This is a genomic window from Candidatus Methylacidiphilales bacterium, from assembly GCA_025056655.1.
In the GTDB taxonomy this organism is placed as follows: Bacteria; Verrucomicrobiota; Verrucomicrobiia; order Methylacidiphilales; family JANWVL01; genus JANWVL01.
Map to the genome: position 1 here is coordinate 1 of JANWVL010000094.1, position 24,445 is coordinate 24,445.

The window sequence follows — 24,445 nt, forward strand, 5'->3', positions numbered from 1 at the left end:
GAAAAAATCCGCTCCCTCATCCGCCAAGACTCCCCCTGCGTCCTAATCTGCGGATCCGGCAACCGCGCCCGCCAAGCCGCAGAAAAACTACAATCCGCAGGCATCTCCCAGACGATTATCCTCGAAGGCGGCATCAAAGCCTGCGAAGCCATCTCCCTCCCCCTCAATCGCGGCAAAAAAACTCTCTCTATCGAACGCCAAGTCCGCATCGCCGCCGGCACCCTCGTCCTCCTCGGCGCCATCTTATCCCTCACCGTTCATCCCGCCTTTGCCTACCTCGCAGCCTTCGTCGGAGCTGGCCTCATCTTCGCAGGAGTCACCGACTGGTGCGGCATGGCACTCCTCCTCGCCCGCATGCCCTGGAACCAAGCCTCGCCAAGCTGCGGTTGCGCCTCAGAAAAGAAACCCCTCTCCGCCTAATTTCCCAGCCCCTCTCGGAAAATAAAATAAACCGCGCCCACCATGCAGAGCGCCGCCCAGAAATAGTTCCAACTCACCGTCGCCTTCATATAGTAAACCGCAAACGGCACAAACACACCCAGCGTAATCACCTCCTGCAAAATTTTAAGCTGCGCTAACGAAAGCGCTTGATAACCGATCCGATTCGCAGGCACCTGAAAGCAATACTCAAAAAACGCCACACCCCAGCTCACCACAATCGCCACCCACAATGGTTTCGTGCCCAAATCCCGCAAATGCGCATACCAAGCAAACGTCATAAACACATTCGACACCCCTAACAACGCCACACACCACACTACGTTCATATTCATCGCTTGAACTCCGACTTCAGCTTACATCCAGACTTCATCGCAGAAATTAACTTTTTACAGCCAGCCTTCTAATTCCCACAATTCCCACACTCGACATCGCATCACAAACCGACACCCTTAACGCCCAACCAATGCCCCACCGCCGCCGTCGCCGCCATAGCAAAAGCCCCCCAAACCACCGCCCGCAAGATCCCACGAAGAATCGGCGCACCTCCTGCACGCGCTCCCAAGCCGCCCAGACACGCCAAGGAAAATAACGACACCCCACCTGTGCCCACAACCAACTGTTGCTCCGGCACAAACCAAAGCGAAATCAATGGCACTGCGGCACCCGCTGCAAACGCCAATCCAGAAGCCATCGCCGCCTGCATCGGCCGCGCGCTCAAAGCATCCGTAATCCCAATCTCCTCCCGCGCGTGCGTCCCCAGTGCATCATGCGCCATAAGTTGCCGCGCCACTTCTCTCGCTAATTCAGGCTCCAATCCACGCCCCACATAGATCTGAGCAAGCTCCTCCGTCTCGGCCTCTTGATGAATCTCCAACTCTCGACTTTCAATAACCAAATCCGCCCGCTCCGTATCCGCTTGAGAACTCACCGAGACATATTCTCCAGCCGCCATCGAGATCGCACCAGCCACAGTGCCCGCGATTCCAGCAATTTGCACGGCCTGAATCGTCACATCCGCTGAGCCGACCCCCAAAACCAAACTCGCTATCGAGACAATCCCATCATTCGCCCCTAGCACCGCCGCCCGTATCCACCCCGTGCGATGCGTACGATGTTTCTCCACATGCCGAGAGATAGACTGCTTACTCATACCACGCTCCTACCGCAAAAACTTTATCGCTACAAAACCCAAAATTCCGAGCGCCACAAAGACAATCGAAGCCCACTCGAAATTCTTCTCCAAAAAGGCGCGAATGCGTTCTCCAAAAAATCGAATCAAAAGCGCCACAGCAAAAAATCGAAATCCGCGACCCATCAAGGAAAAAACAAAAAGCAACCAAGGACTATAGCCAAACACCCCCGACGCAATCGTGAAAACTTTATAAGGAATCGGCGTGATCGCTGCGATCAAAATCGCCCATGCGCCGTGCTCGGCATAAAGCTCGCTCACCCGCTGCATCACCTCTTCTCCCCGATAAAAAGCCACGATTGGCTTGCCTACCACTTCATACAAGCCCCACCCAATCCACCAGCCGAAGAGCCCGCCCAGACACGAACCTACCGTGCAGACGAGCGCATTTCGCAGCCACTTCTTCGGCGAAGCAAAACAGATCGCCAGCAACAAAACGTCCGGCGGTATCGGAAAAAACGACGACTCTATAAATGCAATCACAAAAAGCGCCGGAATCGCTTGCGGTGTATTCGCCCAATGAATCGTCCAGTCATACAACCGCCGCAATAGACCGACTCTCGACTCAGAAGGCTGGCTGTTTATCATAAAAGGCTTATTATGTGTCCACTCGCCGATGGCTAGCTAAAAGCTGTATTCAGTAGAGTGTCGAATTCTGCATACCGATTGCTGTGCTAGGTTAATCTCCGAAAAGCATGTCTAAATTTTCGCCCAAACTGATCATCATTGAAGATGACCCTAAGACAGGCCAATCGCTGCGAAAAGCTTTTAATTTGGAGGGCTTTTCTGCCGTGTGGGTTCAACGAGGAGATGAAGCACAAGACCACTTATTTTCTGAGGCCTGGGATTTGATTATTTTGGATTGGATGTTGCCGGGACAGGACGGCATGCAGATTCTCCGTGCTCTGCGCAGACAAAAAATCCTCACACCCGTGATCGTGCTGACAGCTCGAGACAGCGTCGAGCATCGGGTGCAGGGATTGGATACAGGCGCAGATGATTATCTCGTCAAACCCTTTGCTTTTGCTGAGCTTTTAGCGCGCACCCGGGCGCTGCTACGGCGTAAGCCGAGCCTTTCTTCCTCACTGACCATCCACGGGGTAACGGTGAATTTTGTGACTCGCAAAGCTTATCGCGAGGACAAAGCTTTGGAGTTAACCCCAAAGGAATTTGATCTGCTAGCTTACTTCATGAGCCATTACGGAGAGGTAGTCAGTCGCGAACAGCTTGCTCACGATCTATGGTCTGAGCCAAACCGCTACACGCCGATAGACAATATCATAGACGTGCACATCGCCCACTTAAGAAAGAAGCTTCATGAAGCTGGGCATGCGCCGCTTCTTCACACGATACGTGGGGTCGGTTATGTGTTCCGAGAAACTGCTCCATGAAAAAAATTCGACAATGGTGGGGACGTCTGTCTTTGCAGTGGCGCTTAGGAATGGCTTTCGGGGTTCTTGGGGCTGGTGTTTTAGTTTTTCTAGCAGCTTTATTGGCGCGCACGCACGGGGTTGAATTTTTGGCGAAGGGAAAAATTGTCGAGGCATTTATTTTTGCGTTGGTGATTTTTTTTGTCGGGGGATGGTTAATCGCCGGCTGGAGCCTTGGATTTATCAGTCAATTAGGGATCCGATTTAAACAGAACCCCAATCTTGCGCTTCCTGCAGAGCTTGAAGGGCTGGCGAACTTATTGCGGAGCGAGATGCAAAAGCATGATAGTCTTTTAGCTGAATTACGGCATTTCACCTCAGATGCGTCGCATGAATTGCGGACTCCTCTCACTGCGATAAGAACCGTGGGTGAAGTCGCCTTGAGAAACTCTCAAGCCAAGCCTGAAGAGCTACGAGAAGCTATCGAGAGCATACTCGAAGAATGCCAAAGAATGAACGCGCTAGTCGAGCGGCTGCTCCGACTAGCGCGTGTGGAGAGCGATGAGATTCCCCTTCGTTTGAGACGGATCAACCTGCGCCTGCATTGTTTCGCCTGGAAAGATGCTATATCGGTCCTGGCTGAAGAAAAAAATCTAAGCTTCGACATTCAATGTCCACAGGATCTATTTTTGGTGACCGACGTGGAGATGCTGGGACACGCTGTTGTCAATCTCCTCCACAATGCTATTGAGCATAACCCACCGCAGGGAACAATAACGTTCCGCGTAGAAAAACTCGACAATCAAATCATCCTCGAAATATCGGACGAAGGAAGGGGGATTGAGCCTGAGCATATCGATAAAATCTTTCGTCGTTTTTATCGAGCAAATCGATCGCGTTCTTATGAGAAAGGCAGCGGATTTGGGCTGGGGCTGAGCATAGCTAAGGCAGCAGTAGAGCGTCTTGGAGGGAATATAAGCGTGACGAGTGTGCTGGGGCGAGGGGCTAGCTTTAAGATTACGCTGCCTGCCAGCGGTTAACCTTAAGAAATCTTCAGACTGAGATACGTGACAGAATCTGCGTTGTCGTGGTAGGCGTTGATCAAAAATTGCGCCTATGAAGAATACTGAATTGATTTCGCAAAGTCCAAGCGGTGAGGTCTCTCCTCTGACTTGGGAAGAGGCTGCGGCTCGTTTAAAAAAATACGGTCCCAACATCGCAGTATCACAAGATCCGGTCCGCTGGTATCGAGTGCTGTGGCGAGCCTTCAATAATCCATTTAACTACGTATTGGTCTTTTTGGCTGTTATTTCCTACCTCACAGAGGACATGAAAGCGGTGATCGTGATGTCGGTCATGGTCACCGTGGCGACGTTGCTGCGTTTTATTCAAGAATTTCGATCGATAGTCAAAGCAGAGAGCTTACGAAGACTGGTGCGAAACAAATGTTCTGTGTTGCGGACAGGCTCAAATCCTGATCGCTGTCCGGACATGCTCGACAACCGATATTCAGAAATTTTCATAGAAGAACTCGTGCCAGGTGACATCGTCCGCCTGAGCTCAGGAGATATGATCCCTGCGGATGTGCGGATCCTTGAGTCGCGAGACTTATTTGTGAGCCAATCTGCTTTGACGGGTGAAGCGATGCCAGTCGAGAAATTCCCGTCCACACAGAGCAGTGCTAATCAGTCTCATGGAGCCAGCTTGCTTGATCGGCCAGAGCTTTGCTTCCTCGGCAGTAGTGTTGTCAGTGGAAGCGCAAAGGCTGTTGTTTTAGAGACTGGAGCCAACACCCAAATGGGCAAGCTGGGATCCAAGTTGACCGAGGCACGGCCGCCTACGTCTTTCGATATCGGGGTAAACAAGGTGACTTGGGTATTAATCCGATTTATGCTGACAATGGTCCCCTTGGTTTTGTTGATCAATGGTTTCACCAAAGGGGATTGGGTAGACGCGTTTTTCTTCGCGGTAGCGATTGCCGTTGGCCTGACCCCCGAGATGCTACCCATGATCGTCAATGCCAATCTCGCTCGCGGAGCCGTCGCTATGGCAAAACAGAAGGTGGTGGTCAAGAATATGAATTCTATCCAGAACCTCGGTGCCATGGATGTGCTCTGCACAGATAAGACGGGGACCATAACGCAAGACCGAGTGGTGTTGATTAAACATCTCGATGTCGAGAGCAACGACTCGCATGCCGTTCTCGAAAAAGCATATCTGAACAGCCTTTTTCAGACCGGGCTAAAAAACCTGATAGATCGGGCAATTATCGATCATGCTCACGAGGAGCACGGTATCCGAGAAATTGCGCGGTCTTATAAACGTATTGATGAACTGCCTTTTGATTTTGAACGCCGCCGAATGTCTGTGGTCTTGAAGCCCAACACCCCTGGCCCAAATTTGTTGATCTGCAAGGGAGCCGTCGAAGAAACCTTGTCGGTATGCGCTTACATTCAGATCGGCGAAGAGATTCACCCTCTTACTTCTTCTTGGAGAGAAAAAATCCTTCATCTAAGGGATCGAGAAAATGAAGATGGATTAAGGCTGATCGCCGTCGCCTATAAAAGCTCTAATAAAGAACAGGGTCAATACACAGTCGATGACGAGAATGATTTGATCTTTTGCGGACTAGTGGCGTTGCTCGATCCCCCAAAAGAGACCACAGCAGAGGCCTTGGCCTTACTCAGAGAGCATAACGTCAAAGTTAAAATTCTCACAGGTGACAATCCACTCGTCGCAAAAAAAGTCTGCAGAGATGTGGGCTTGGAAATAACCGGCATCTTGTTGGGACGCCAGATTGACCATTTGTCTGATGAGCAACTCCAGAAAGAAGTCGAAAAGACGACCATTTTCGCAAAGCTCAATCCTCTGCAAAAAGCTCGTGTTGTAAAAGCTTTGAAAGCTAACCAGCACACCGTCGGCTTCATGGGCGACGGAATCAACGATGCATTGGCTCTTCGAGAGGCAGACGTCGGTATTTCTGTGGACAGCGGCGTTGATTTAGCAAAGGAAGCTGCAGATATAATCCTCCTCGAAAAGTCGTTGCTTGTCTTAGAGAAAGGCGTAGTCGAGGGGCGTCGCACTTTTGGCAACATTGTGAAATACATAAAAATGACAGCCTCATCTAATTTTGGAAATGTGTTCAGCGTGCTCGTGGCAAGTGCATTCCTTCCCTTTCTACCGATGCTGCCGATCCATCTCCTGATTCAAAACTTGCTATACGACATATCTCAAATCAGCATCCCATGGGATCGGATGGATGAGGACTGGCTGAAAAAGCCCCGCAAATGGTCCTCTGCAGGTTTGGGGCGATTTATGATCTGCATTGGCCCAATTAGCTCCATTTTCGACATTACCACCTATCTAGCTATGTGGCACATTTTCGGTGCCGATACGGTGGAGGAAGCTGCCTTGTTCCAGACCGGATGGTTCGTCGTTGGTCTTCTGACACAAACCTTGATTGTGCACATGATTCGTACGGAGAAAGTTCCCTTCATCCAAAGCCGCGCGGCAACGCCAGTATTAATCCTCACAGGGACAATTATGATCATTGGTTGCTTCATTCCTTTCTCACCTCTTGGCGAAAGCGTGGGCATGGTGCACTTACCTCCGACCTATTGGCCATTTTTAATCACCGTTCTGACCTGTTACTGCTTGCTTACGCAATTCCTAAAGAAGGTTTACATCCGCAAGTTTAATGAGTGGCTATAAATGATCACAGGTTATGGCCGACCTAAATTTTATTTTGCAAATCTGTGTTGCTTTAGTCTGCGGAATCCTGATTGGGCTTGAACGCCAGTGGCGACAGCGCCACGCCGGGCTGAGGACATGCACACTGGTCACCGTCGGCGCTGCGATATTTTCCACTTTGGATGCAAATGCCGAGCTGGCTTCAACAAACCGCGTCGCAGCGCAAATCGTTACCGGGGTTGGATTCCTTGGCGCTGGTTGCATTATGAGAAGCGGATTCAACGTAAGAGGATTGAATACAGCAGGCACTCTGTGGTGTGCGGCTGCAGTCGGAGTCTTAGCGGGAGCCGGCTTAATCATAGAAGCCTTCCTAAGCACTGTGGCTGTTCTCTTTATTAATTTAGGATTGAGGCCTGTAGTGAAATTCATCAACCAACTCCCAAATTCCGGCAAAGAGGGTGAAATCCGTTATATGTTGACCCTCTCTTGCCGCGAGAGAAAACAACAACATCTCAGACAGCTCCTGGTGCAATATCTTCAGCCTTCCTTACTTCGTCTACAGCAACTCGAAAGCGCTGAAAGCCCTCAAACGGGTCATGTCGCTCTCAAAGCAGAGTTAGTCTCAGATGAGCGTGCTGACTCTGAAATGGAAAATCTGTGTAATCGTCTGGGCTTAGAAAGCGGCGTGACGGCGATAAGCTGGCAAATGATACAACACACGGACTCATCGAAGTGCGGAATTTAGATCAGAGCAATCACGGAATAATGCCGCGCTGTATTTCCGCGTTCCATGCGGTAAGAATAAAAGAGGCTTAGATCTTCAGCAGTATTTAGCCCACAGTCATACAGATGATGGATGCCTGCTTCCCGAGCTTGCTTGCGAATAGTGGCAGCAAAATCTGTCTCATAAAAAGGCGGCCGAATACAAGGACCAATAGCCACGTGAAGCGAAGAAGGATAAGAACCAAATTCCGCGCGCATTGCATCAACGGTTTTTTGTAGAATATTCAACTCCGTCCCTCGACGCCCTGAATGAGCCAAACCGCAGGCGTGAAGCTTTGGATCATAAATAAAAAGCGGCGCGCAATCCGCCGTGCGTATGGCGAGAACTATTTGTTTTTCGCGCGTGATCAGGGCATCCACATGCGGGATCAGACTTGGGGAAGAAGGCGTGACTATGGCTACTTGATTGCCGTGTGTTTGCTCACCTTGCACAATGCAAGAAGTCGTGTGCAACCCAAGGAGGGGGAGCGACTGGCTGAGGAGCGTGCTATTGACGTTCTGAAATGGAATCGTCTCGTCTCGTAAGGAAAAACCGTGACAGAGAGAGGAAAAGCCCGCGAGAAAAGGGAACTGAAGCCAGGTAAATCTAGGCAGCATGAGGTGAAGGAGCTGCGTGTTCTAATTCATGGAGGATCGTCTGGTAGATTCGCACCCACGCTTGAGTGTCTTTCTTCCCGAGTCGCTCGCTGATTCGAGTGATTTTGGCGTAGAGATCTTTTCGCATGTCATCCACCATTTTTTCGCCTTTGGAAGTGAGCTTGATCCAAATCTGGCGACGATCCTTTTCATCGTGATGACGTTTGACCAGGCCGAGCTTGATCAGGCGATCCACAAGACCCGTCGTGGCGGACGAGGTGTGGTGCATGTAGTGAGAGAGGGTTGACATTTTTTGAGGCCCGAATTGATTGAGTATGCTGAGCAGCGTGAATTGAGATATGGAGATGTTTCCCTGGTTGGTGCGGCGATTGAGATCAATTAGGAATATCCTCTGAAGCCGCATGATTAGCGGAATAAGCGTTTCTATTTCCTGGCTAGTATTCGAAGAAGTCATAGCGATATTTTAGCTAAATTAAGTTTTAAGGTGCATTAACTTTTTTACAAGACTCAGATTCCTAAGGTTGCGGTTTTTAAGTTTTATGTAACTTAGAGGAATCCTGTGAAGACATTATCAAGTGACCGTTCTTTTGTAAAAGTAGGGCAAGGGCTGTGGAAAGAGGAAAAACCCTCTGACTGGAATGATTGGAGTTGGCAACTACGTCATCGCCTGACGAAGCTCGAGGACTTTGAGGCAAGGCTGGATCTGCTTCCAGAGGAGAGACGAGGCATTGAATTAGCTGAACATAAATTGGCCGTAGCTGTGACGCCCTATTTCTTTAATTTGATCGATCCCGACAATCCTAATGACCCGATCCGAAGACAAGTGATCCCTCGCGAGGAGGAGTTGCATGAAGCTCCGGAAGAGATGCGCGATCCTTGCGGAGAAGATAAGACCATGGTTGCGCCTGGCTTGGTGCACCGTTATCCCGATCGTGTGCTCTTGCTTTTGACGGATCGCTGCGCTTCTTACTGCCGCTACTGCACAAGAAGCCGCATTGTGAGTGGAGTCGGAGAGCAACGACTGGAGACGAATTTAGCCTTAGCTTTGGCTTATCTGCGAAAGCATACGGAGGTAAGAGATGTGTTGCTATCGGGTGGGGATCCTCTGCTCTTATCTGATCAGCGGCTTGAGGCTATTATTCAAGCGTTGCGATCGATCGAGCACATTGAGATTGTGCGGATCGGCACTCGTGTGCCGATATTTTTGCCACAAAGGATAACGCCCAAACTGTGCGCAATGCTGCGACGCTATCATCCCCTGTGGATTAATATTCATTCCAATCACCCTCGTGAGTTGACGTTAGAAGTGTATGAAGCGCTCGCGCGACTCGCCGATGCTGGGATTCCGATGGGTAATCAAGCGGTGTTGCTAAAGGGCGTGAACGACGATGCGGAGACGTTAAAGGTGTTGTTTCAAAAACTCGTGCGCGCTCGGGTAAGGCCTTACTACCTCTATCAATGCGATTTAATCATCGGTTCTGCGCATCTCCGTGTGCCGATCGAGCGGGGTCTAGAAATCATGGATGCGATACGGGGCTACACCACAGGGTTTGCCGTTCCGCAATATGTGGTGGATGGGCCAGGGGGCGGAGGGAAAATTCCTTTAAATCCTGATTATATTTTGGCTCGGACGTCGGATCGAATTGTGTTGAGAAATTTCAAAGGTGAAATCTATGAATATCCTTTGGGTGAGTCTGGTGAATGGGTTGTAGATTCTGCTCTGCAGCGGCCCTCTGGATCGAGAGCCTACGTTCACGATCTGGAATAGATCAACGCGCTGGTCGTAATGCTTCCGGTGGAAGAAGCGTTTGCACATCCACGTTGCGGAGAGAGAAGAGTCGCTGTATGGTTTCTTCGATAAGATTATTGGGGCAGGAAGCGCCTGCGGTGATGCCGATGATGACATCGCCATCTGGAAGCCAGCCGTGTGTTGTTTTTTCTGTGCTGTGGTGAAGATCCCAATGTTGGATTTCTTTATCTGAAAGGATTTTTTCGGCGTTTTTAATGAAATATGTGGGAAGCTGGGCTTCGCCCATTTCTGCAAGGTGCGAGGTGTTGGAGCTGTTGTAGCCCCCGACAACAATGAGAAGGTCGAGTTTCTCTGTGTCGAGCATTTCGCGGAGGGCGTCTTGTCGTTCCTGTGTGGCGCCACAAATTGTATCGAATACCCGGAAGTGCTCTAGCAAAGCAGCTTCGCCGTATCGGTCAACGATGGCTTGGCGAATACGTCTTTGGACTTCTTCAGTCTCGCCGCGCATCATCGTGGTTTGGTTTGCGACACCGACGCGGCGGAGATGCAGATCAGGATCAAAGCCGGGCGAATGCGCACCTTTAAATTTTTCTAGAAACTTCTGCTTGTCTCCACCATGGCGGATGTAGTCGCAAACGTAATCCGTTTCCTCAAGATTATAAACGACAAGGTAATGCCCTTTGCGATCTTCTCCAACGGCTCGCGATGCTGTGGCTTTAGTCTCTTCGTGCCAAGCTTTACCGTGGATGATGGAGGTGACTTGCTCTGCGCGGTATTGGCGGACTCGTTTCCAGACGCTCATGACATCGCCGCAAGTAGTGTCCACAGTCTGGCAACCTATCGTCTTTAGACGATCCATGACTTTGATCTCAGCTCCAAATGCAGGAATGATGACGACGTCATCCGGGGTAAGGTGGTTGAGCTTATATTCGCCTTCTTCTTCGCGTAAGGTTTGTATGCCCATAGCGGCAAGTTGATCGTTGACTTCAGGATTGTGGATAATTTCTCCCAGCAGAAAGATGCGGCGATCTTTGAAGACCTTGGCTGCAGCGTAAGCTAAATCTATGGCGCGCTCAACACCATAACAAAATCCAAATGCTTTAGCGAGTTTCACTGTAAGCCCTGCTGCCTTAAGAGGCACACCGCTATACCGCAAATATTCAACAATCGGGCTGCGATAATGGCTCTCCACCTCCGCCTGCACTTGATCCATGACTTCTGGAGTGCGAAGGTTGACTTTCGTCTTTGTGGGAGGCGTGGCGTTTGAATGAACTATCATTTTAGCACCTTACAACAAGGTGTGCAGTAGGTCAAAAAGATACCACTGGGATGAGTAACTGCGTGCGAAAAATTAGAAACTCATCGAGTGCCAAAGAGAAAAATGTATGCATTCCACATCTCGTCGTAGTTGTCTTTTTACCAGAACTTGGATTTATCCGGGATGCAATGGCTCAAGGAGAAAGAAGCACCCTAGAATAGCCAACTTACTGTAACACTGTAGCTAGAGTTGCCTTCTTTGGGTAGGCGTTGGAAGAGGGCATTTTTAGTGCCAATGAGTTGGTAACCGTAATCAAAGCGTGTGGAGAGGTAGCCGCTGATATTGTAACGCACACCGGCACCTATGCTCATCATTTGCACGTGGGGATCGTCGCTGGCGAGTGGGCTGTGAATGGTGGTTTCTCCTCGATCAAAGAAGGCTACCAACATAAGGGCGTCATTAGGACGCTGGACGCCCGCATACTTCAATGGAGTAAAGGCTGGTGAGCGCAGCTCTGCCGTAAAGTTGTAGCCTTCGTCGCCATTTGCGCCGCGCTCATCGTAACCCCGGACTGTTCCAAAACCGCCTAGGCCAAAACGCTCACTATACGGAAGGGAACTATCAGCAAATTGGTAGGTGCCCCGCAAAAGGAGGGACATACCAAACGGCAAACGGGTGAGGCGGTCAAGACTAAGCTGGCCATAGAAATAGTCCGCATCAATGTCAACAATAGGTTGTTGATCGCGTAGATAGATAGTCTTGCTGTTAGGTGCTAAGCCGCCTGGACTGTAGCGCATGCTCAAGCCGAAATTTGTGGAGCCAAGTTTGTCAAGGAGCTCACCGTGGTATCCGAATACGAGTTGTCCAACCTGAAAATTATCGTTGGGATATTTGCGGTTGGGATTGAGATTAATTTTTTGTCCGCCAAATTCGAGGTCGGAGCCGTATTCTTTGAAGTCGTAGCCAAGCTCGACTTTGTGGAGATAATTTCCAACTCTCGGAGGGATATCGATGTAGTATCGGAGACTGGCTTGGTAGGAGTCAGAGGTGACTCGGAAATTATTATCGATAGGAATATCAGTAGAACCAATAGCACCAAAAAGCTTGATGGTGTGAAACTTCCATAGTGGTGCGGTGTAGACCATCGTGTGGACGTTGAATTCGTCAACCTTGAAATCTGATTTGGTTGTGAACTGGTATTCGAACTGATGGTCAAGTCCCCAGACATTACCATAGTTGAAGCCAGCAAATGCGCGACCTTCTCCAATCGCCTTGCTACCCGTATTTTCAAAACCGATATAGGGCCTGAAGGGAAAAACGTCATTTACCTTTAAGACAATGTCTGTTGTGTAAAGTTCTTGCCCTGGCTCATAAATAACGTCCACTGAACGAAACTGATTGCGATTCATCCAATTGACGTCCTCTAAAACGTGCTGGGAATTGATTGGTTCTCCAGGCTGGGTGCGAATATGTTTTTTGAATAATTTTTCGTGAAACCAACGCTCCTCTGGTTCCCAAGATGGCATCGTGTCATTTTCCACTCTTACCGCACCCAGACGGCTTTCGATGACCACCAGGTTGAGAACTCCGTGTGTGACTTCTTGCTCAGGCACTACTGAGGTAACAATTGGATAATTCCGTTTACGATAATACTTGGCTAGCTCTGCTTTGATTTCGTTTATCGTGGCCAAGCTCACAGGCTTTCCGAGGAATCTACTCATCGTATCCACAAACTCCACGGTTTCAAGCAGCGGCAAATCTACTGTGCGAATCCCCGTAACTTGTTGCTGAGTCTGACGAGAGATCTGCGTGCCTAGTCGGCTAAATATTAACCCTCTTAGATTCCTGATCAGCGTCCGATCATCTGTCGGTGTTACTTCTTTTGAGTCATATTCCTTGCCATCATATCTTGAATACTCCGAGATATTTGGATCCTTAGGACGATACCGTTCAAAATCTTGCGATAGGGAAAATTGTAAAGCTGACCCTAATAAAATTAATGCCACCGGGAGGATTTTTACTTGCTTCATAAATTTACCATTTCAACCTCTAGTTTTAATCCAAAATTATGGATTTTGTCAACATTTTTCTATAATGTTATTAAAAAAGTTGTTTACATTCGTCCCTCGTTCTGGTGAAAATTTTATACTTGATATAATTAAATTTTCTGTGCTACCTTTTATTCCCGCAATCAATTAATTTCTTCCACCAGGATATTATGTCCTCACTCACCGTGCACTTTATTTTGCTTTTTCAGAGGCATCAGCCGCACCTAATCTTACCAGTGTATCCAACCAATAAACCTGTTAAAATGCTGTGGGTAACTCTGTAATTGCGCGATACAGGGATTGAACCTGTGACCCCCACCGTGTCAAGGTGGTGCTCTACCACTGAGCTAACCGCGCAAGTCTTCCAATTAACAGATGCACTGCTGCTTACAAAATTACTGCCGCAAATCAAGTATTTTATTCAGTATATTCAGTATTGGAAAAGACGCAGAGCTACCACCACAAATCAGTCCTCAGTATTCTTTAATTTTGCCAAAAGCGCGAAATCTTCAAGTGTGGTCACATCGCCCTTGACCTCCCCTCCTGCTGCAATTTCTTTCAACAACCGCCTCATGATTTTTCCAGAACGAGTCTTGGGAAGCGCCTCAGCAAAACGAATATCATCCGGCTTGGCAATCGGTCCGATCTCCTTTGCGACATGCTGGCGAAGGCTTGCTTTCAACTCATCACTCGGACTTTGCCCTTGCCTCAGCGTAACAAACGCCACCAGCGCTTGTCCCTTGATTTCATCTGGCCTTCCGACCACAGCGGCCTCTGCCACAGCTGCATGCGAGACAAGCGCACTTTCCACCTCCGCTGTGCCAATCCGATGCCCCGACACATTCAATACATCATCTATCCGCCCCACGATCCAAAAATACCCATCTTTGTCGCGACGCGCACCGTCCCCAGTAAAATAGCATCCCGGCACCTCAGACCAATACACCTTCTTATATCGAGCAGGATCGCCATAGATCGTCCGCAACATCGAAGGCCAAGGCCTTCGAATCACCAGCTTACCGCCTACATTAGCTGGCAATTCGTTTCCCCTATCATCTACCACTGCCGCATCCACCCCGAAGAAAGGCAAAGTCGCAGATCCAGGCTTAGTGGGAATAGCACCAGGAATCGGTGTGATCATATGCGCCCCAGTCTCAGTCTGCCACCAAGTATCTACTATCGGGCAACGTTTTTTTCCAATCACTGTGTAATACCACATCCAAGCCTCCGGATTGATCGGCTCCCCCACCGTTCCCAAAAGTCGCAACGATGATAAATCATGCCGATTCGGCCAATCATCACCCCACTTAATAAAAGAACGAATCGCCGTCGGAGCCGTATAAAATATATTCACCTGATGCCTCTCAATCATCTCCCAAAACCGATCGGGTTGTGGATAATTCGGAGCCCCTTCATAGATCAACGCCGTCGCGCCGTTAGCCAAAATTCCATAAGCAATATAACTATGCCCCGTAATCCAGCCCACATCTGCCGTGCAGAAATAAACATCCTCCTCTCGCAGATCGAACACATATTTCGACGTCACCGTCGTGCCCACCAGATAACCTCCCGTCGTATGCAAGATGCCTTTAGGCTTTCCTGTGCTCCCGCTTGTATAAAGAATAAAAAGCGGATGCTCACTATCCACAGGCACGGGTGGGCAGTGCGGCTTTAGATCAGCAATCACTTCATGCCACCAAAAGTCGCGTCCCTCTTGCATCTCGACAGCCTGCCCCGTCCGACGATAAACAATTACCCGCCGCACCGTCGTCGTCTGACGCAGCGCCTCATCTACATTTGCCTTCAGCGTAACCACCGCTCCTCTGCGGTATCCCCCGTCCGCTGTGATGACGGCCACCGCTCCACAATCATTAATCCGCTCCGCTACAGCTTGCGCGCTGAACCCGCCAAAAATCACGCTGTGCACCGCCCCAATTCGATTGCAAGCGTGCATGGCAATAATCGCCTGCGGAATCATCGGCATATAAATCACAACACGGTCCCCCTTCTTCACCCCGTGAATCTTCAAAGCATTCGCCAACAAAGACACCTCGCGATGCAACTGCCCGTAAGTCAAAATCTGCACGTCGCCCGGTTCCCCCTCAAAAATAATCGCAGCCTTATTCCGCCGATGAGAAAACGCATGGCGGTCAATACAGTTTTCCGAAGCATTTAATCTCCCACCGACAAACCACTTCGCAAACGGCAACCTCCACTGGCACACCTCCCGCCATTTCCTCCGCCACAACAAATCCTCCGCCTCTCTCGCCCAGAATTTATCAGGATCGCGAAGTGATTGCTTATACAACTTTTGATACTCCGCAAACGACCCAATCCGCGCAGACCTTTGAAACGCCGCAGGCGGATGAAACCGCCGCGATTCATGCAAAGTGGATTCGATCATAGACGAACCCACACCTTCATCCCTATCATTTCTTTTTTTCATAAATTCTTAAGTTAATTCAGCCCGAAATTATGAACGTTTACTTCAAAGATGGCAATGGATAGAATTGCGTTAATCTAAAAAAACCCTCCTACCCATGATGCTCCCCCACTACACGTCTCCAACTTTAGCTCTATTATTAACCCTATCACTCCTCACCGAAGGCCTCACACAAAATCTCCTACGCGAAGAAGGCCCCAAAAAAACTATCCCTCCCGAGGCTCTCCTCAAAGCCGAAACACTGGTCTCCACCCTCAATTACACAGCCCTTTTCAGGGCAATGCTCAACCACTGGCCCTTTGATCCCTTCTCCCACGCCGCCAAAAATCTAGGCATCGAAAACTTAAGCGACGAAAAACGCCACCACATCGAAAAGTGGATGCAAGAATTCACCCAAAAACGCCTCGAATCCATTGATCTCAAAAAATTCGAAAAAGCCGTCATCACTGCAATGGCAGAAACTTTCACCGTCGAAGAAATGCAAGCCCTCCTAGATTTTTATAAAACCGAAGCCGGTGCCTCCTACTTAAAAAAACAACCCGAATTCACTCGCCGCCTCGCCGCAATCCAAGAAGAGCTACTAGCCGAAAGCCTCCGCAGCCTCATCAACAGCGCTGCTGAAAACCTCGATACCCTCAAAAAACTCATCCTTCAAGGCCCAGACAATCCTACTTCTGAAACCCCACCACCTTCACATCGATAATCCTTGCTCATCTGCTCACCCCTCCCAATCATAGGAGCCTTCTCTCAGCACCCCACACTGCCAAGCTCACCGACCTTCCCATCACGACCTTTCGCTCACCTGTCCTACAAGCTCCGGTGCTAATTTCTATTCTCACAAACTAAGTTGATGATCCGCCCCCAGCAAGACACCACCTCATCACCACCCAACACACCAACATATCTTGCAAAACAAAACTGCCCATAAAACCAATCATCAAAATCCCATATCAATCCACAAATAAACGCATCAATACCACCCCCAACCACCAAGCAAAAACACCAAACTCTCGATCCCCGCACTTGCCCCCACCACACACGTCCAATCACCTCCTCAATCACAGAAACTATACGCTCATATCCCTTTAAACCCCAGGAGGCAAATACACGGTTAACATACGTAACCAACACAAGATTTTCCCTCACATGATAATTAAGTTATTGACAGCAAATTAACCTGTGAATAACTATAACCCCTATGAACGAGGGCGACGCTTCAGCACAAAAACCAACCATACCGATACCCGTCAACCCCCAGGCTCCCAGGCCGGCTGTCGCCGTCAACCCATCCACAGCTACCCCAACGGAAGAATCCCCGCTCAAAGTAACACCTCCCACGAATCTACCTAAGCCCCCCGTGCCACCAGGCACCCCCACAACACCACCCTCTGTCACAATATCCGCCCCAAAACCAGTGCCTCCTCCGCCCGTCACACCTACCGTAACAAGCACCCCATCAAATCCCTTAATAGTCAAGCCCCCGATTCCGCCCGGCGCACCACCAATTGCAACCCCGCCTCAAGCCAAACCCCCAATTGGAGTCTCCCCCACACCCCCCACACCCCCTACCCCTCCCCCCACACCCTCACCTACCGCAGCTACCCCAGCAACCTCACCAACTCCAACACCTCAGCCCCCAAAACCTCCGGTTTCCACCCCTCCAGTGCCACAACCCCCAGCACGACCAACTGCAACTGTCCCCCCTCCCCCACCTGTAGCTCCCGTTCCCCCAAAAGAATCTAAAAAAATCAACCTCGCAAAAACCATTGCCGTAAATCCTAAGGTTCCAGCCGGGCTGATAAATCCAGCCGCAAGGCCAGCAACACCACCCCCACCAGCAATTCCAGCAGGAGCAAAACCTACCACCCCCGGCACTCCTACACCTGTCACAACCCCACCCACACCACCCAAGCCTCAAGGGATCCCTACACCCACACCTCCTCCGTCATCACCCTCTGCTAAAACCCCTCCCCCCACGGCCCCACCAAACATCCAGGCCCCGCCCACAGCCAAACCCCAATCTCAACCCCAGGCCACACCCCCAACTCCCACCGCGACCAAGCCCGCTCCAACCAATGTAAAAGTCGAGCCCGTAAAAGTAGCAGGAGCTGGAGCCATAGTGCCCACAGCATCAAAGACCCCAACAATACTCAAGCCCAAAACAGAGACCAAAACAAGCCCCCAAGTCACCGTAGAAGTCCCTCAAAGTTTCGCCTACGTAGTCCTCGCAGGAGGAATTATCAGCATACTCACGGCTTTCTACCTCGCATTAAGTTATTTCCAAATCATCTAAAACCACAGCCCAACCCTATGTCAAAATCCGTTATCGAGGCCACAAGCCACACCTTTCAATCCGAAGTCATCCAGTCTCCACTCCCTACCGTAGTAGACTTCTGGGCCCCCTGGTGTGGCCCCTGCAAAATGATAGGCCCCGTCCTCAACGAAATCGCAACAGAAAACGCTGACCGTTACAAAGTCGTCAAAGTTAACATCGATGAAGAACAAGAACTAGCAGCCCAATACGGCATCCAAGCCATCCCCACACTCATCTTTTTCAAAAATGGCCAACCCGTAACCAAACACGTCGGACTCCTCTCCAAAAAAGAAATATTAGCCAAGCTCCAAGCCCTATAATCCGCTCCCTCCACACACACCGCCTAATCCAAGGCTACCCCCAGCAAACCCACAAAAGCAAATACGGTTGACACCACCCGTTGAGTCGTGCACACTGCCCCACACCAACTAATAGTATGCAGTGTCCAAAATGCGGCCACTTAGAAGATCGCGTCATCGATTCACGCCCTCTCGCCGACGGAGCCGCCATCCGCAGAAGACGTGAATGCCTAAAATGCGGTCATCGCTTCACCACTTACGAAGAAATCGAGCGCGACAACTTACGCGTCCAGAAACGCGACGGCCGCTACGAAGCTTTTGATCGCAAAAAACTCTTAGCCGGCATGGAAAAAGCCAGCGAAAAACGCCCCATCAGCCGTGCCGTCCTAGAGCGCGCCGCAGAGCGAATCATACAAGAACTAACCGAAGAATACGGTGAAGAGTTCCCCAGCGTAGCCATCGGAGAAAAAGTCATGGAAAAACTACGCGTCATCGATGAAGTCGCCTTCGTCCGCTTCGCATCAGTCTATCGAAAGTTTCGCGACATACGCGAATTCGTCAACGAAATCGAAAACCTCAAGCCGTATGATCGGATTTCAGCAGGGCTTGCCCAGCCTGACTTGGTGGAATAACGGTCAATTCCCCATCTCACGCGAATGGCTCATCTCCTCCCTGCGACAAGCCGCAAAAAAAGCCGGCCGCCCCAACTGGGGCATGGAAGAGGATTTCGTAGCCAGCGTCACAAAATACCTAGAAGAAGATTACGGACACAGCACCATCGGCGTATGGCAACTAGAGCAAATGGTCATCACAAGCCTACGCACAGTAGGCGAGTATGAAGTGGCCAACTGTTGCAAACTCATCCCACCTCTACTCGTAATCAGCCTCCCCGAAATCGCCGCCTACGCCCACGGTGAATTAATGTTCTTCCAAATGCTCCGCGAGCACCTTCAAAAAGCCCTCCACCAAGAAACCGTCAGAATCAAACTCGAAGGCATGCGACAAGCCGTCAAACAACTCGCCAAACGCCTACGATGGCGAAAACGCTGCATCGAAATCGAAAAAGAAATTTACAGCTTTCTATCCTTGCTATTCAGCCAGACCTCCAAAGAGATAAAACTAATAATCGCCTGACCCAACCCACCCTTGAAATCCACCCCCTCACACCCCCTCAATCAAAGTAAACAAATACCCCAAATCCCTACGCGGCCGATCCACTGCAAACGCAGCACGCCACCCAAGAGCTAACGGCGGCGCCACATCCATCTCCATTTCGTTTCCCACCATAATCGCCTGATCAGCTCGCACATCGGCGCGTGATAAGGCGACGTCATAAATCCCAGCATGCGGCTTGGCATGACCCACCTCCGCGCTGATAATGTGATCCTCGAAATAATCATAAATCCCAAGCCCACGCAAAATCGTCCTCAGTCGTGAATCCCAGTTCGACAATACATAACAAGGAATTCCTATTTCCTTCAACCGTTTCAGCACAGGCACAGTATCCGGAAATAGCTCCCAACAACTCGCCTGCTCATAGTGCCAATACAAAGCCTCAAACACCTCATCCGTCGGCCGCCCCGCTGGCCAGCCCCCTATCTCCAAGCACCGCCGCACCACCTCATGCCACCATGCCCGATCATCTCCATTTCTCGGAATACTCCGCGGATCACGAATATGAAGAGAGCGAAACACCCTCGGAAACGCCTCTCGCACCTTTTCCACATCAAGCTTCACCCCATATCGAGCGGCGAACTCCGCATATGTGATGCCGACAGATTGTCGAACCTTTAACAAAGTCCCTCCTGCGTCAAAAAAAACCGCAAGAGACATCTTAACCTCTACCCCTCCCTTTTTACCAAACCAATTTATGGACCGTTTTTACGAAGCGACTCTTTAGTCCGGCGCGCTTCACGACGTGTGCGGCTTTGCCGACGAGATTTTCGATGGCGAAGCTGCTCCGCCAACCGATCACATACAATATCAATCGCCGAATACAGATCGTGGCCATGATCCTCTGCATGAATATCCGGCCCAGGAAGCGCCAGATGGATCTTAACAATAAATGCATGCTTATTAGCCTTATCTTGATCGTGCCAGATCGCAACATGTGCACCAATAATTTCACCAGCGTAATGCTCAAGATGACCAACCTTTTGAGCAATGTAAGCATGAATCGCAGGAGTTAATTTTACGTCACGAGGGCTAATGTGAATTTGCATGAGTAAATAAAAAGGTAGTCATCTAACCTAGCAAAAGCATGCATCATGTCTATGCGATTTTTCTGTTTCTCCACCATTAAAAGAGCTGGTAGGCTGCGCGCATGATCAAGCTCGGCCCAGGATGGATCGATGGATTCATCATAGGTGCGCCGATCGCTATCCTCGGCGGCGTGCTCGCCGTCTTTTTACCTCACATATGGGGATGGTCTGTCGGCATGACGCTTTTAATCCTCAGCATCGCAGTCCTCCTTTTCTTCCGTGATCCAGAGCGCAACCCACCAGGAGGCGAAGAAAACATGGTCGCCGCAGCCGATGGCATAATCACAAATATCGAAGAAGTCCACCTGGCAGAGCTCGGCAAAACAAAAGTCAAACGAGTCTCCATTTTCCTCTCCGTCTTCGATGTGCATGTAAACCGTTATCCACTCTCAGGACGCATAGTTTCCCAAAAGCGAGTAGGAGGCCTCTTCCTTGATGCTCGAAAAACCGAAAGCGCTACTCGCAACGCTCGCATGGATTGGATCATCGAGACAATTTGGGGACGCATTCTAGTCCGCCAAATTACAGGGCTCATCGCGCGCCGCATCGTAGCCTGGGGCCGAGAAGGAGATATCGTAGCCCGAGGTGAACGGCTCGGAATGATTCGATTTGGATCTAGAACGGACGTTTTTTTTCCGCTCTCTTGGCCAGTGCAAGTGAAAATCGGCGATCGCGTCCGTGCTGGAGAGACGGTGATCGCTCGCTGCGTCTAACCAAAGATAACTCAAACCATGGCCGAGGACTTAGAAAATAAAGAGCTCCAGCAATGCGACGAAAGCCTACGCCCCGAAGAGGTCGAGCCTGCCGATACACGTATCTATCTGTTACCCAATCTCATGACCGCTGGCAATTTGCTTTGCGGTTTTGGAGCCGTGCTAAAAATTTTCGAAGGAGCCTCCCTACGGCGAATGGGTGAAGAATCTTGGGTAGAAAGTATCGAAATGGCGCTCTTTTTGATTTTAGGAGCATGCATATTTGACGTCCTCGATGGCCGATTGGCGCGACTTGGAGGAAAGGATAGTCTTTTTGGCCGGGAATTTGACTCCCTCGCCGATGTAGTCAGCTTTGGTGTGGCGCCAGCTCTCCTGGTTTATCACATCGTATTGTATGAGTTTCCAATGAGGCTTGGATGGCTCGTGGCCTCATTTTACCTTCTCTGTGGAGCCCTCAGGCTCGCTCGATTTAATTCCTACGCTTCCTCGATACAAGGGACAGAGAGCGCTAAAGAATTTAAGGGATTTCCCATACCCGCTGCTGCAGGTCTGATCGCATCGATTGTGATGGTGATGCTCGCATTTTATGAAAAAGGAAGTGCCTTCGTAGAAGGATGGTGGCGCTACTGCCTCGTGCTCTTGTTAGTGCTGCTCTCTTTTATGATGTTCAGCAAAATGCGCTACCCGAGCTTTAAAGGACTTGGATGGGGCACAAAGCCAAAGTTGACCTGGTTTATCGCTATTGTCTTGGGAGTCGTGCTGTTGGTTTTCTTTTTCCCTTGGGCAGTAGCGATAGTTTTTTTGCTCTATTTTGTATACGGATTCATCCGTCCGCTGCTATCTCTCGGTATGCGACGAGAGATCGAGCAGGGAGAGTGGGATGCTGAAAACGACCAAAATCCACGTCAGTAAAATTCTAAAAGCCCATGTTTTCATCCTCTGCTTTTAACCCAGCAGAATAATACCAAGCTTTTAGCTAAGCCTTTCTAGTGGTTTATCTCTTACGAGGGTTGAGACGCTCTACGTTTCCCCTGCACAGCAAGCACTATGAAGCAAAGATCGGCTCCTTAGTGGGACGCTCGAGAATGTCTCGAATCTTCACCTCACTGTGCATGGGAGCTGTTGTGCCATGTAGAGGCGAAGTAGCTTTGTATGTCTCTGAATCTACTTCTTGAGCCATATCCCTAATTTGCTTCCACTCTCCCATCGCAAACGAGATAAACATATGTGTAACGAATTCACTCATACCCTTACAAATGAAGAAAAATGCGTGCCAACAGCGATACTAATTTCTAAAGAACCCAAGATCCGAAGTAGTTATCTATTGCAAGCGCATTATAATCAAGACGATAGGTAAATTAAATTAAGGGCCTCTCCCCCCAATCGTTTGCTCAGAGAAAAATAACATAAAGTAATGCCAAAAAAACAAAGGCATTTTTGGTGCGACGCAGGGAAGTTTTGTGCTAGGCTTGCTCGGAAAACGAACTTCACTCAGAGCCAGCCACACAGCGACTGAAGTCGAGATTCGAAATTATTCCAAAAAGCCGCCTGTTTTATGAATAAAAACCCACGCGACGTGACCGAACTGTTATGTGAGCTGATACAAATCCCGAGCGTCAATCCTACAGGGACCCCTGGCACAGAGGGCGTTAACGAAGACTCGATTGCGCATTACTTGGCTGATTACCTAAAAAGGATCGGCGCAGATGAAGTCGAACTGATGCCCGTCTATCCTCATCGTCCCAACGTCCGCGCACGATTTCTAGGAGGCCGAGCGCAAACATCAAATGGACATGTCGAGCGAATTGCCTTTGCTCCCCATACCGACACAGTGAGTGTGCTCGGCATGACCATTGAACCCTTCAAGCCGCGAGTAGCCGACGGGCGCATATACGGCCGCGGCAGCACTGATACGAAAGGGCCCATGGCCGCTATGTTATGGGCTTTGAAAACTTGGGCCTCGAGCCCACAGCGAGCCCAATCACAAAACGAAGTCTATTTCCTCGGCTTAATGGGCGAAGAAGCCGGTAACGAGGGCGCACAAGCCATCGCTCGCGATGGCTCTGTGCCGTTAGATTTTGTCTTGGTAGGGGAACCCACAGAATTTCGCGTAGTATATGCCCACAAGGGTGCGATTTGGATTGAGGTCGAGACTCGTGGAAAAGCTTGCCACGCTTCTACTCCGGATCGAGGCAAAAATGCAATCAATGAAATGGCGCGCTTTTTGGTATGGTTCCAGAGCGCATTTCCGAAATTCCTCGCGAAGTTCAAGTCTTCAACACTTGGAAGTCCTACGTTCAACATCGGCACGATCTCAGGTGGCAGCAAGGTGAACATTGTCCCGGATCGTTGCCGCATCGAAATAGACTGCCGCAGTGTGCCGGGATTGACACACACAGCGGTGCTTCGTTTTATCCAAAAACAAGCCAGACAAGAAGGCTGGACAATTCGCACTAGATTAATCGGCTACCGTCCTCCCATGGAGGTGTCACCGCAGAATCCGTGGGTGCAAAAATTAGCGCGAGTCTCAAGGGGATTGCAGACAGCGCCATGGTTTTGCGATGCCGCAATCTTCGCCCAACGCGGCATCCCCGCCGTCGCCTTTGGCCCCGGCAGTATTCGTCAAGCTCACACAGTGGATGAATTTATTCGCCAAAAAGATCTCGAGGAAGGCGTGAAGCGGTATGAGCGTTTTCTGGCCAACGTCTGAAAAGTTTTTTTCGTTGCCTCACTTGCCTCATTAAGGCTTAAACTATTTGACTTATGGTTGGGATTAACCACATCCTGAGTTTCTTCACCAAGCTTGACTTGATCTCATCAGCATGGAATCCCATCGCATACCTAAAGATTGCTTCCATAGTAGCCTTTATAGCCGGAATCTTTACTTGTCCCAGTAACGAAGCCGCATCTTGGGCTAGCGCCCCTTGTTCCCACGAGCAGGCTTGCACGCCCGATCCCGCCGACCATTCCTCCCCCGTATCTTCAGAACCCTGCCCTCACTCTCTATGCCCTCACGGACAGATGTTCATTCAATCACGCCCCACTTTTTCACCTCATTTAGTATCTTCTGAAGTTCACTACGTTATCATTCAAAAACATCCACCTGAGCCGCCTATCCTTGAGATAGAGCACCCTCCTCAGCTTCCGTAGTGCGATTTAAGCCCGTCGCGAGACGCTCGCGATGAACGCAAATTAGCGTGCTGGGCCCACTCCTCTGTGGGAAGATAAGCCCATACAGCTCGCTAGTGCTCCCACCGCTCTCGTGTGCTCAGCATGCTCCGTGCTCCTC

Annotated in this window: 26 protein-coding genes and 1 tRNA gene; 15 read left to right on the forward strand and 12 right to left on the reverse strand. The window is 50.0% G+C overall.

What is annotated here, in order from left to right; translation table 11 throughout:
- The coding region (locus NZM04_05730) for a rhodanese-like domain-containing protein (GenBank protein ID MCS7063531.1) at positions 1-420 on the forward strand (420 nt) is incomplete at its 5' end.
- Here NZM04_05730 and NZM04_05735 read toward each other — a convergent pair.
- The 3 genes from NZM04_05735 to NZM04_05745 form a co-directional block, all read right to left on the reverse strand.
- Positions 417-767 carry a DMT family protein gene (locus NZM04_05735; protein MCS7063532.1) on the reverse strand — a complete coding sequence of 117 codons (351 nt, stop codon included), beginning with the start codon at positions 765-767 and terminating at the stop codon, positions 417-419. The two genes, NZM04_05730 and NZM04_05735, sit on opposite strands and share 4 nt — an antisense overlap.
- A gap of 107 nt (positions 768-874) precedes the next feature.
- Positions 875-1,591, reverse strand: a complete 717-nt coding sequence (locus NZM04_05740; GenBank protein MCS7063533.1) for a VIT family protein — start codon at positions 1,589-1,591, stop codon at positions 875-877.
- 9 nt (positions 1,592-1,600) lie between these two features.
- Complete coding sequence (locus NZM04_05745; protein ID MCS7063534.1) at positions 1,601-2,218, reverse strand: DedA family protein; 618 nt, start codon at positions 2,216-2,218, stop codon at positions 1,601-1,603.
- Positions 2,219-2,325: 107 nt separating this feature from the next.
- On the opposite strand from NZM04_05745, the gene NZM04_05750 reads away from it, so the two are divergent.
- From NZM04_05750 to NZM04_05765, 4 genes are all read left to right on the forward strand, one after another.
- On the forward strand, positions 2,326-3,021 hold the full coding sequence (locus NZM04_05750) for a response regulator transcription factor (GenBank protein ID MCS7063535.1): 696 nt from the start codon (positions 2,326-2,328) through the stop codon (positions 3,019-3,021).
- The gene (locus NZM04_05755; protein ID MCS7063536.1) at positions 3,018-4,040 is read left to right on the forward strand and encodes a HAMP domain-containing histidine kinase; all 1,023 of its coding nucleotides are present in this window, start codon (positions 3,018-3,020) and stop codon (positions 4,038-4,040) included. The genes NZM04_05750 and NZM04_05755 overlap by 4 nt, the downstream gene beginning before the upstream one ends.
- 76 nt (positions 4,041-4,116) lie before the next feature.
- Positions 4,117-6,711 carry a magnesium-translocating P-type ATPase gene (mgtA, locus tag NZM04_05760; protein MCS7063537.1) on the forward strand — a complete coding sequence of 865 codons (2,595 nt, stop codon included), beginning with the start codon at positions 4,117-4,119 and terminating at the stop codon, positions 6,709-6,711.
- Positions 6,712-6,724: 13 nt separating this feature from the next.
- Positions 6,725-7,435, forward strand: a complete 711-nt coding sequence (locus tag NZM04_05765) for an MgtC/SapB family protein (protein ID MCS7063538.1) — start codon at positions 6,725-6,727, stop codon at positions 7,433-7,435.
- On the opposite strand, the gene NZM04_05770 is transcribed toward NZM04_05765, so the two are convergent.
- Positions 7,432-8,070 carry a polyphenol oxidase family protein gene (locus tag NZM04_05770; protein ID MCS7063539.1) on the reverse strand — a complete coding sequence of 213 codons (639 nt, stop codon included), beginning with the start codon at positions 8,068-8,070 and terminating at the stop codon, positions 7,432-7,434. The two genes, NZM04_05765 and NZM04_05770, sit on opposite strands and share 4 nt — an antisense overlap.
- Positions 8,060-8,524: a MarR family transcriptional regulator gene (locus NZM04_05775; GenBank protein MCS7063540.1), complete on the reverse strand. Its 465-nt coding sequence runs from the start codon at positions 8,522-8,524 to the stop codon at positions 8,060-8,062. Before NZM04_05775 ends, NZM04_05770 begins: the two co-directional genes overlap by 11 nt.
- Positions 8,525-8,629: 105 nt before the next feature.
- On the opposite strand from NZM04_05775, the gene NZM04_05780 reads away from it, so the two are divergent.
- Positions 8,630-9,838, forward strand: coding sequence for a KamA family radical SAM protein (locus tag NZM04_05780; protein ID MCS7063541.1), 1,209 nt, complete (start codon positions 8,630-8,632; stop codon positions 9,836-9,838).
- 1 nt (position 9,839) lies between these two features.
- Here the strand turns inward: NZM04_05780 and NZM04_05785 are convergent, their stop codons facing one another.
- From NZM04_05785 to acs, 4 genes are all read right to left on the reverse strand, one after another.
- A complete protein-coding gene (locus NZM04_05785) occupies positions 9,840-11,099 on the reverse strand; it encodes a 4-hydroxy-3-methylbut-2-enyl diphosphate reductase (GenBank protein ID MCS7063542.1) in 1,260 nt (419 codons plus the stop codon).
- 191 nt (positions 11,100-11,290) lie between these two features.
- Positions 11,291-13,108: a BamA/TamA family outer membrane protein gene (locus tag NZM04_05790; protein MCS7063543.1), complete on the reverse strand. Its 1,818-nt coding sequence runs from the start codon at positions 13,106-13,108 to the stop codon at positions 11,291-11,293.
- Between the two features lie 303 nt (positions 13,109-13,411).
- A tRNA-Val gene (locus tag NZM04_05795) sits at positions 13,412-13,483 on the reverse strand.
- A 109-nt stretch (positions 13,484-13,592) separates the two neighbouring features.
- On the reverse strand, positions 13,593-15,572 hold the full coding sequence (acs, locus tag NZM04_05800; GenBank protein MCS7063544.1) for an acetate--CoA ligase: 1,980 nt from the start codon (positions 15,570-15,572) through the stop codon (positions 13,593-13,595).
- A gap of 94 nt (positions 15,573-15,666) precedes the next feature.
- On the opposite strand from acs, the gene NZM04_05805 reads away from it, so the two are divergent.
- From NZM04_05805 to NZM04_05825, 5 genes are all read left to right on the forward strand, one after another.
- Entirely contained in the window at positions 15,667-16,272 is a 606-nt protein-coding gene (locus tag NZM04_05805; protein ID MCS7063545.1) for a DUF2059 domain-containing protein, read from the forward strand.
- Positions 16,273-16,767: 495 nt separating this feature from the next.
- A complete protein-coding gene (locus NZM04_05810; GenBank protein ID MCS7063546.1) occupies positions 16,768-17,862 on the forward strand; it encodes a hypothetical protein in 1,095 nt (364 codons plus the stop codon).
- A 17-nt stretch (positions 17,863-17,879) separates the two neighbouring features.
- Complete coding sequence (trxA, locus tag NZM04_05815) at positions 17,880-18,203, forward strand: thioredoxin (protein MCS7063547.1); 324 nt, start codon at positions 17,880-17,882, stop codon at positions 18,201-18,203.
- A 116-nt stretch (positions 18,204-18,319) separates the two neighbouring features.
- Positions 18,320-18,814, forward strand: a complete 495-nt coding sequence (gene nrdR / locus NZM04_05820) for a transcriptional regulator NrdR (protein MCS7063548.1) — start codon at positions 18,320-18,322, stop codon at positions 18,812-18,814.
- Positions 18,789-19,316, forward strand: a complete 528-nt coding sequence (locus tag NZM04_05825; GenBank protein ID MCS7063549.1) for a hypothetical protein — start codon at positions 18,789-18,791, stop codon at positions 19,314-19,316. Before nrdR ends, NZM04_05825 begins: the two co-directional genes overlap by 26 nt.
- 27 nt (positions 19,317-19,343) lie before the next feature.
- Here NZM04_05825 and NZM04_05830 read toward each other — a convergent pair whose 3' ends face one another.
- A complete protein-coding gene (locus NZM04_05830) occupies positions 19,344-20,015 on the reverse strand; it encodes an HAD-IA family hydrolase (protein ID MCS7063550.1) in 672 nt (223 codons plus the stop codon).
- A 35-nt stretch (positions 20,016-20,050) separates the two neighbouring features.
- Positions 20,051-20,404, reverse strand: a complete 354-nt coding sequence (gene raiA, locus NZM04_05835) for a ribosome-associated translation inhibitor RaiA (GenBank protein MCS7063551.1) — start codon at positions 20,402-20,404, stop codon at positions 20,051-20,053.
- A gap of 101 nt (positions 20,405-20,505) precedes the next feature.
- Here raiA and NZM04_05840 point away from each other — a divergent pair, with 101 nt between their 5' ends.
- Positions 20,506-21,156, forward strand: coding sequence for a phosphatidylserine decarboxylase (locus NZM04_05840; protein MCS7063552.1), 651 nt, complete (start codon positions 20,506-20,508; stop codon positions 21,154-21,156).
- 18 nt (positions 21,157-21,174) lie between these two features.
- Positions 21,175-22,068, forward strand: a complete 894-nt coding sequence (gene pssA / locus NZM04_05845; GenBank protein ID MCS7063553.1) for a CDP-diacylglycerol--serine O-phosphatidyltransferase — start codon at positions 21,175-21,177, stop codon at positions 22,066-22,068.
- Positions 22,069-22,201: 133 nt separating this feature from the next.
- Here pssA and NZM04_05850 read toward each other — a convergent pair whose 3' ends face one another.
- Positions 22,202-22,402 carry a hypothetical protein gene (locus NZM04_05850; protein ID MCS7063554.1) on the reverse strand — a complete coding sequence of 67 codons (201 nt, stop codon included), beginning with the start codon at positions 22,400-22,402 and terminating at the stop codon, positions 22,202-22,204.
- Between the two features lie 309 nt (positions 22,403-22,711).
- Here NZM04_05850 and NZM04_05855 point away from each other — a divergent pair, with 309 nt between their 5' ends.
- Both NZM04_05855 and NZM04_05860 read left to right on the forward strand, forming a co-directional pair.
- Positions 22,712-23,866, forward strand: coding sequence for a M20 family metallopeptidase (locus tag NZM04_05855; GenBank protein MCS7063555.1), 1,155 nt, complete (start codon positions 22,712-22,714; stop codon positions 23,864-23,866).
- A 53-nt stretch (positions 23,867-23,919) separates the two neighbouring features.
- Positions 23,920-24,306, forward strand: coding sequence for a hypothetical protein (locus NZM04_05860; GenBank protein MCS7063556.1), 387 nt, complete (start codon positions 23,920-23,922; stop codon positions 24,304-24,306).
- Positions 24,307-24,445: the final 139 nt, after the last annotated feature.

Bases quoted from the DNA above. Each gene is read 5' to 3' on its own strand.
- NZM04_05735 (MCS7063532.1), bottom strand. From the start codon at position 767: ATGAACGTAGTGTGGTGTGTGGCGTTGTTAGGGGTGTCGAATGTGTTT.
- NZM04_05740 (MCS7063533.1), bottom strand. From the start codon at position 1,591: ATGAGTAAGCAGTCTATCTCTCGGCATGTGGAGAAACATCGTACGCAT.
- NZM04_05745 (MCS7063534.1), bottom strand. From the start codon at position 2,218: ATGATAAACAGCCAGCCTTCTGAGTCGAGAGTCGGTCTATTGCGGCGG.
- NZM04_05750 (MCS7063535.1), top strand. From the start codon at position 2,326: ATGTCTAAATTTTCGCCCAAACTGATCATCATTGAAGATGACCCTAAG.
- NZM04_05755 (MCS7063536.1), top strand. From the start codon at position 3,018: ATGAAAAAAATTCGACAATGGTGGGGACGTCTGTCTTTGCAGTGGCGC.
- mgtA (MCS7063537.1), top strand. From the start codon at position 4,117: ATGAAGAATACTGAATTGATTTCGCAAAGTCCAAGCGGTGAGGTCTCT.
- NZM04_05765 (MCS7063538.1), top strand. From the start codon at position 6,725: ATGGCCGACCTAAATTTTATTTTGCAAATCTGTGTTGCTTTAGTCTGC.
- NZM04_05770 (MCS7063539.1), bottom strand. From the start codon at position 8,070: ATGCTGCCTAGATTTACCTGGCTTCAGTTCCCTTTTCTCGCGGGCTTT.
- NZM04_05775 (MCS7063540.1), bottom strand. From the start codon at position 8,524: ATGACTTCTTCGAATACTAGCCAGGAAATAGAAACGCTTATTCCGCTA.
- NZM04_05785 (MCS7063542.1), bottom strand. From the start codon at position 11,099: ATGATAGTTCATTCAAACGCCACGCCTCCCACAAAGACGAAAGTCAAC.
- NZM04_05790 (MCS7063543.1), bottom strand. From the start codon at position 13,108: ATGAAGCAAGTAAAAATCCTCCCGGTGGCATTAATTTTATTAGGGTCA.
- acs (MCS7063544.1), bottom strand. From the start codon at position 15,572: ATGAAAAAAAGAAATGATAGGGATGAAGGTGTGGGTTCGTCTATGATC.
- NZM04_05805 (MCS7063545.1), top strand. From the start codon at position 15,667: ATGATGCTCCCCCACTACACGTCTCCAACTTTAGCTCTATTATTAACC.
- NZM04_05810 (MCS7063546.1), top strand. From the start codon at position 16,768: ATGAACGAGGGCGACGCTTCAGCACAAAAACCAACCATACCGATACCC.
- trxA (MCS7063547.1), top strand. From the start codon at position 17,880: ATGTCAAAATCCGTTATCGAGGCCACAAGCCACACCTTTCAATCCGAA.
- nrdR (MCS7063548.1), top strand. From the start codon at position 18,320: ATGCAGTGTCCAAAATGCGGCCACTTAGAAGATCGCGTCATCGATTCA.
- NZM04_05830 (MCS7063550.1), bottom strand. From the start codon at position 20,015: ATGTCTCTTGCGGTTTTTTTTGACGCAGGAGGGACTTTGTTAAAGGTT.
- raiA (MCS7063551.1), bottom strand. From the start codon at position 20,404: ATGCAAATTCACATTAGCCCTCGTGACGTAAAATTAACTCCTGCGATT.
- NZM04_05840 (MCS7063552.1), top strand. From the start codon at position 20,506: ATGATCAAGCTCGGCCCAGGATGGATCGATGGATTCATCATAGGTGCG.
- pssA (MCS7063553.1), top strand. From the start codon at position 21,175: ATGGCCGAGGACTTAGAAAATAAAGAGCTCCAGCAATGCGACGAAAGC.
- NZM04_05850 (MCS7063554.1), bottom strand. From the start codon at position 22,402: ATGAGTGAATTCGTTACACATATGTTTATCTCGTTTGCGATGGGAGAG.
- NZM04_05855 (MCS7063555.1), top strand. From the start codon at position 22,712: ATGAATAAAAACCCACGCGACGTGACCGAACTGTTATGTGAGCTGATA.
- NZM04_05860 (MCS7063556.1), top strand. From the start codon at position 23,920: ATGGTTGGGATTAACCACATCCTGAGTTTCTTCACCAAGCTTGACTTG.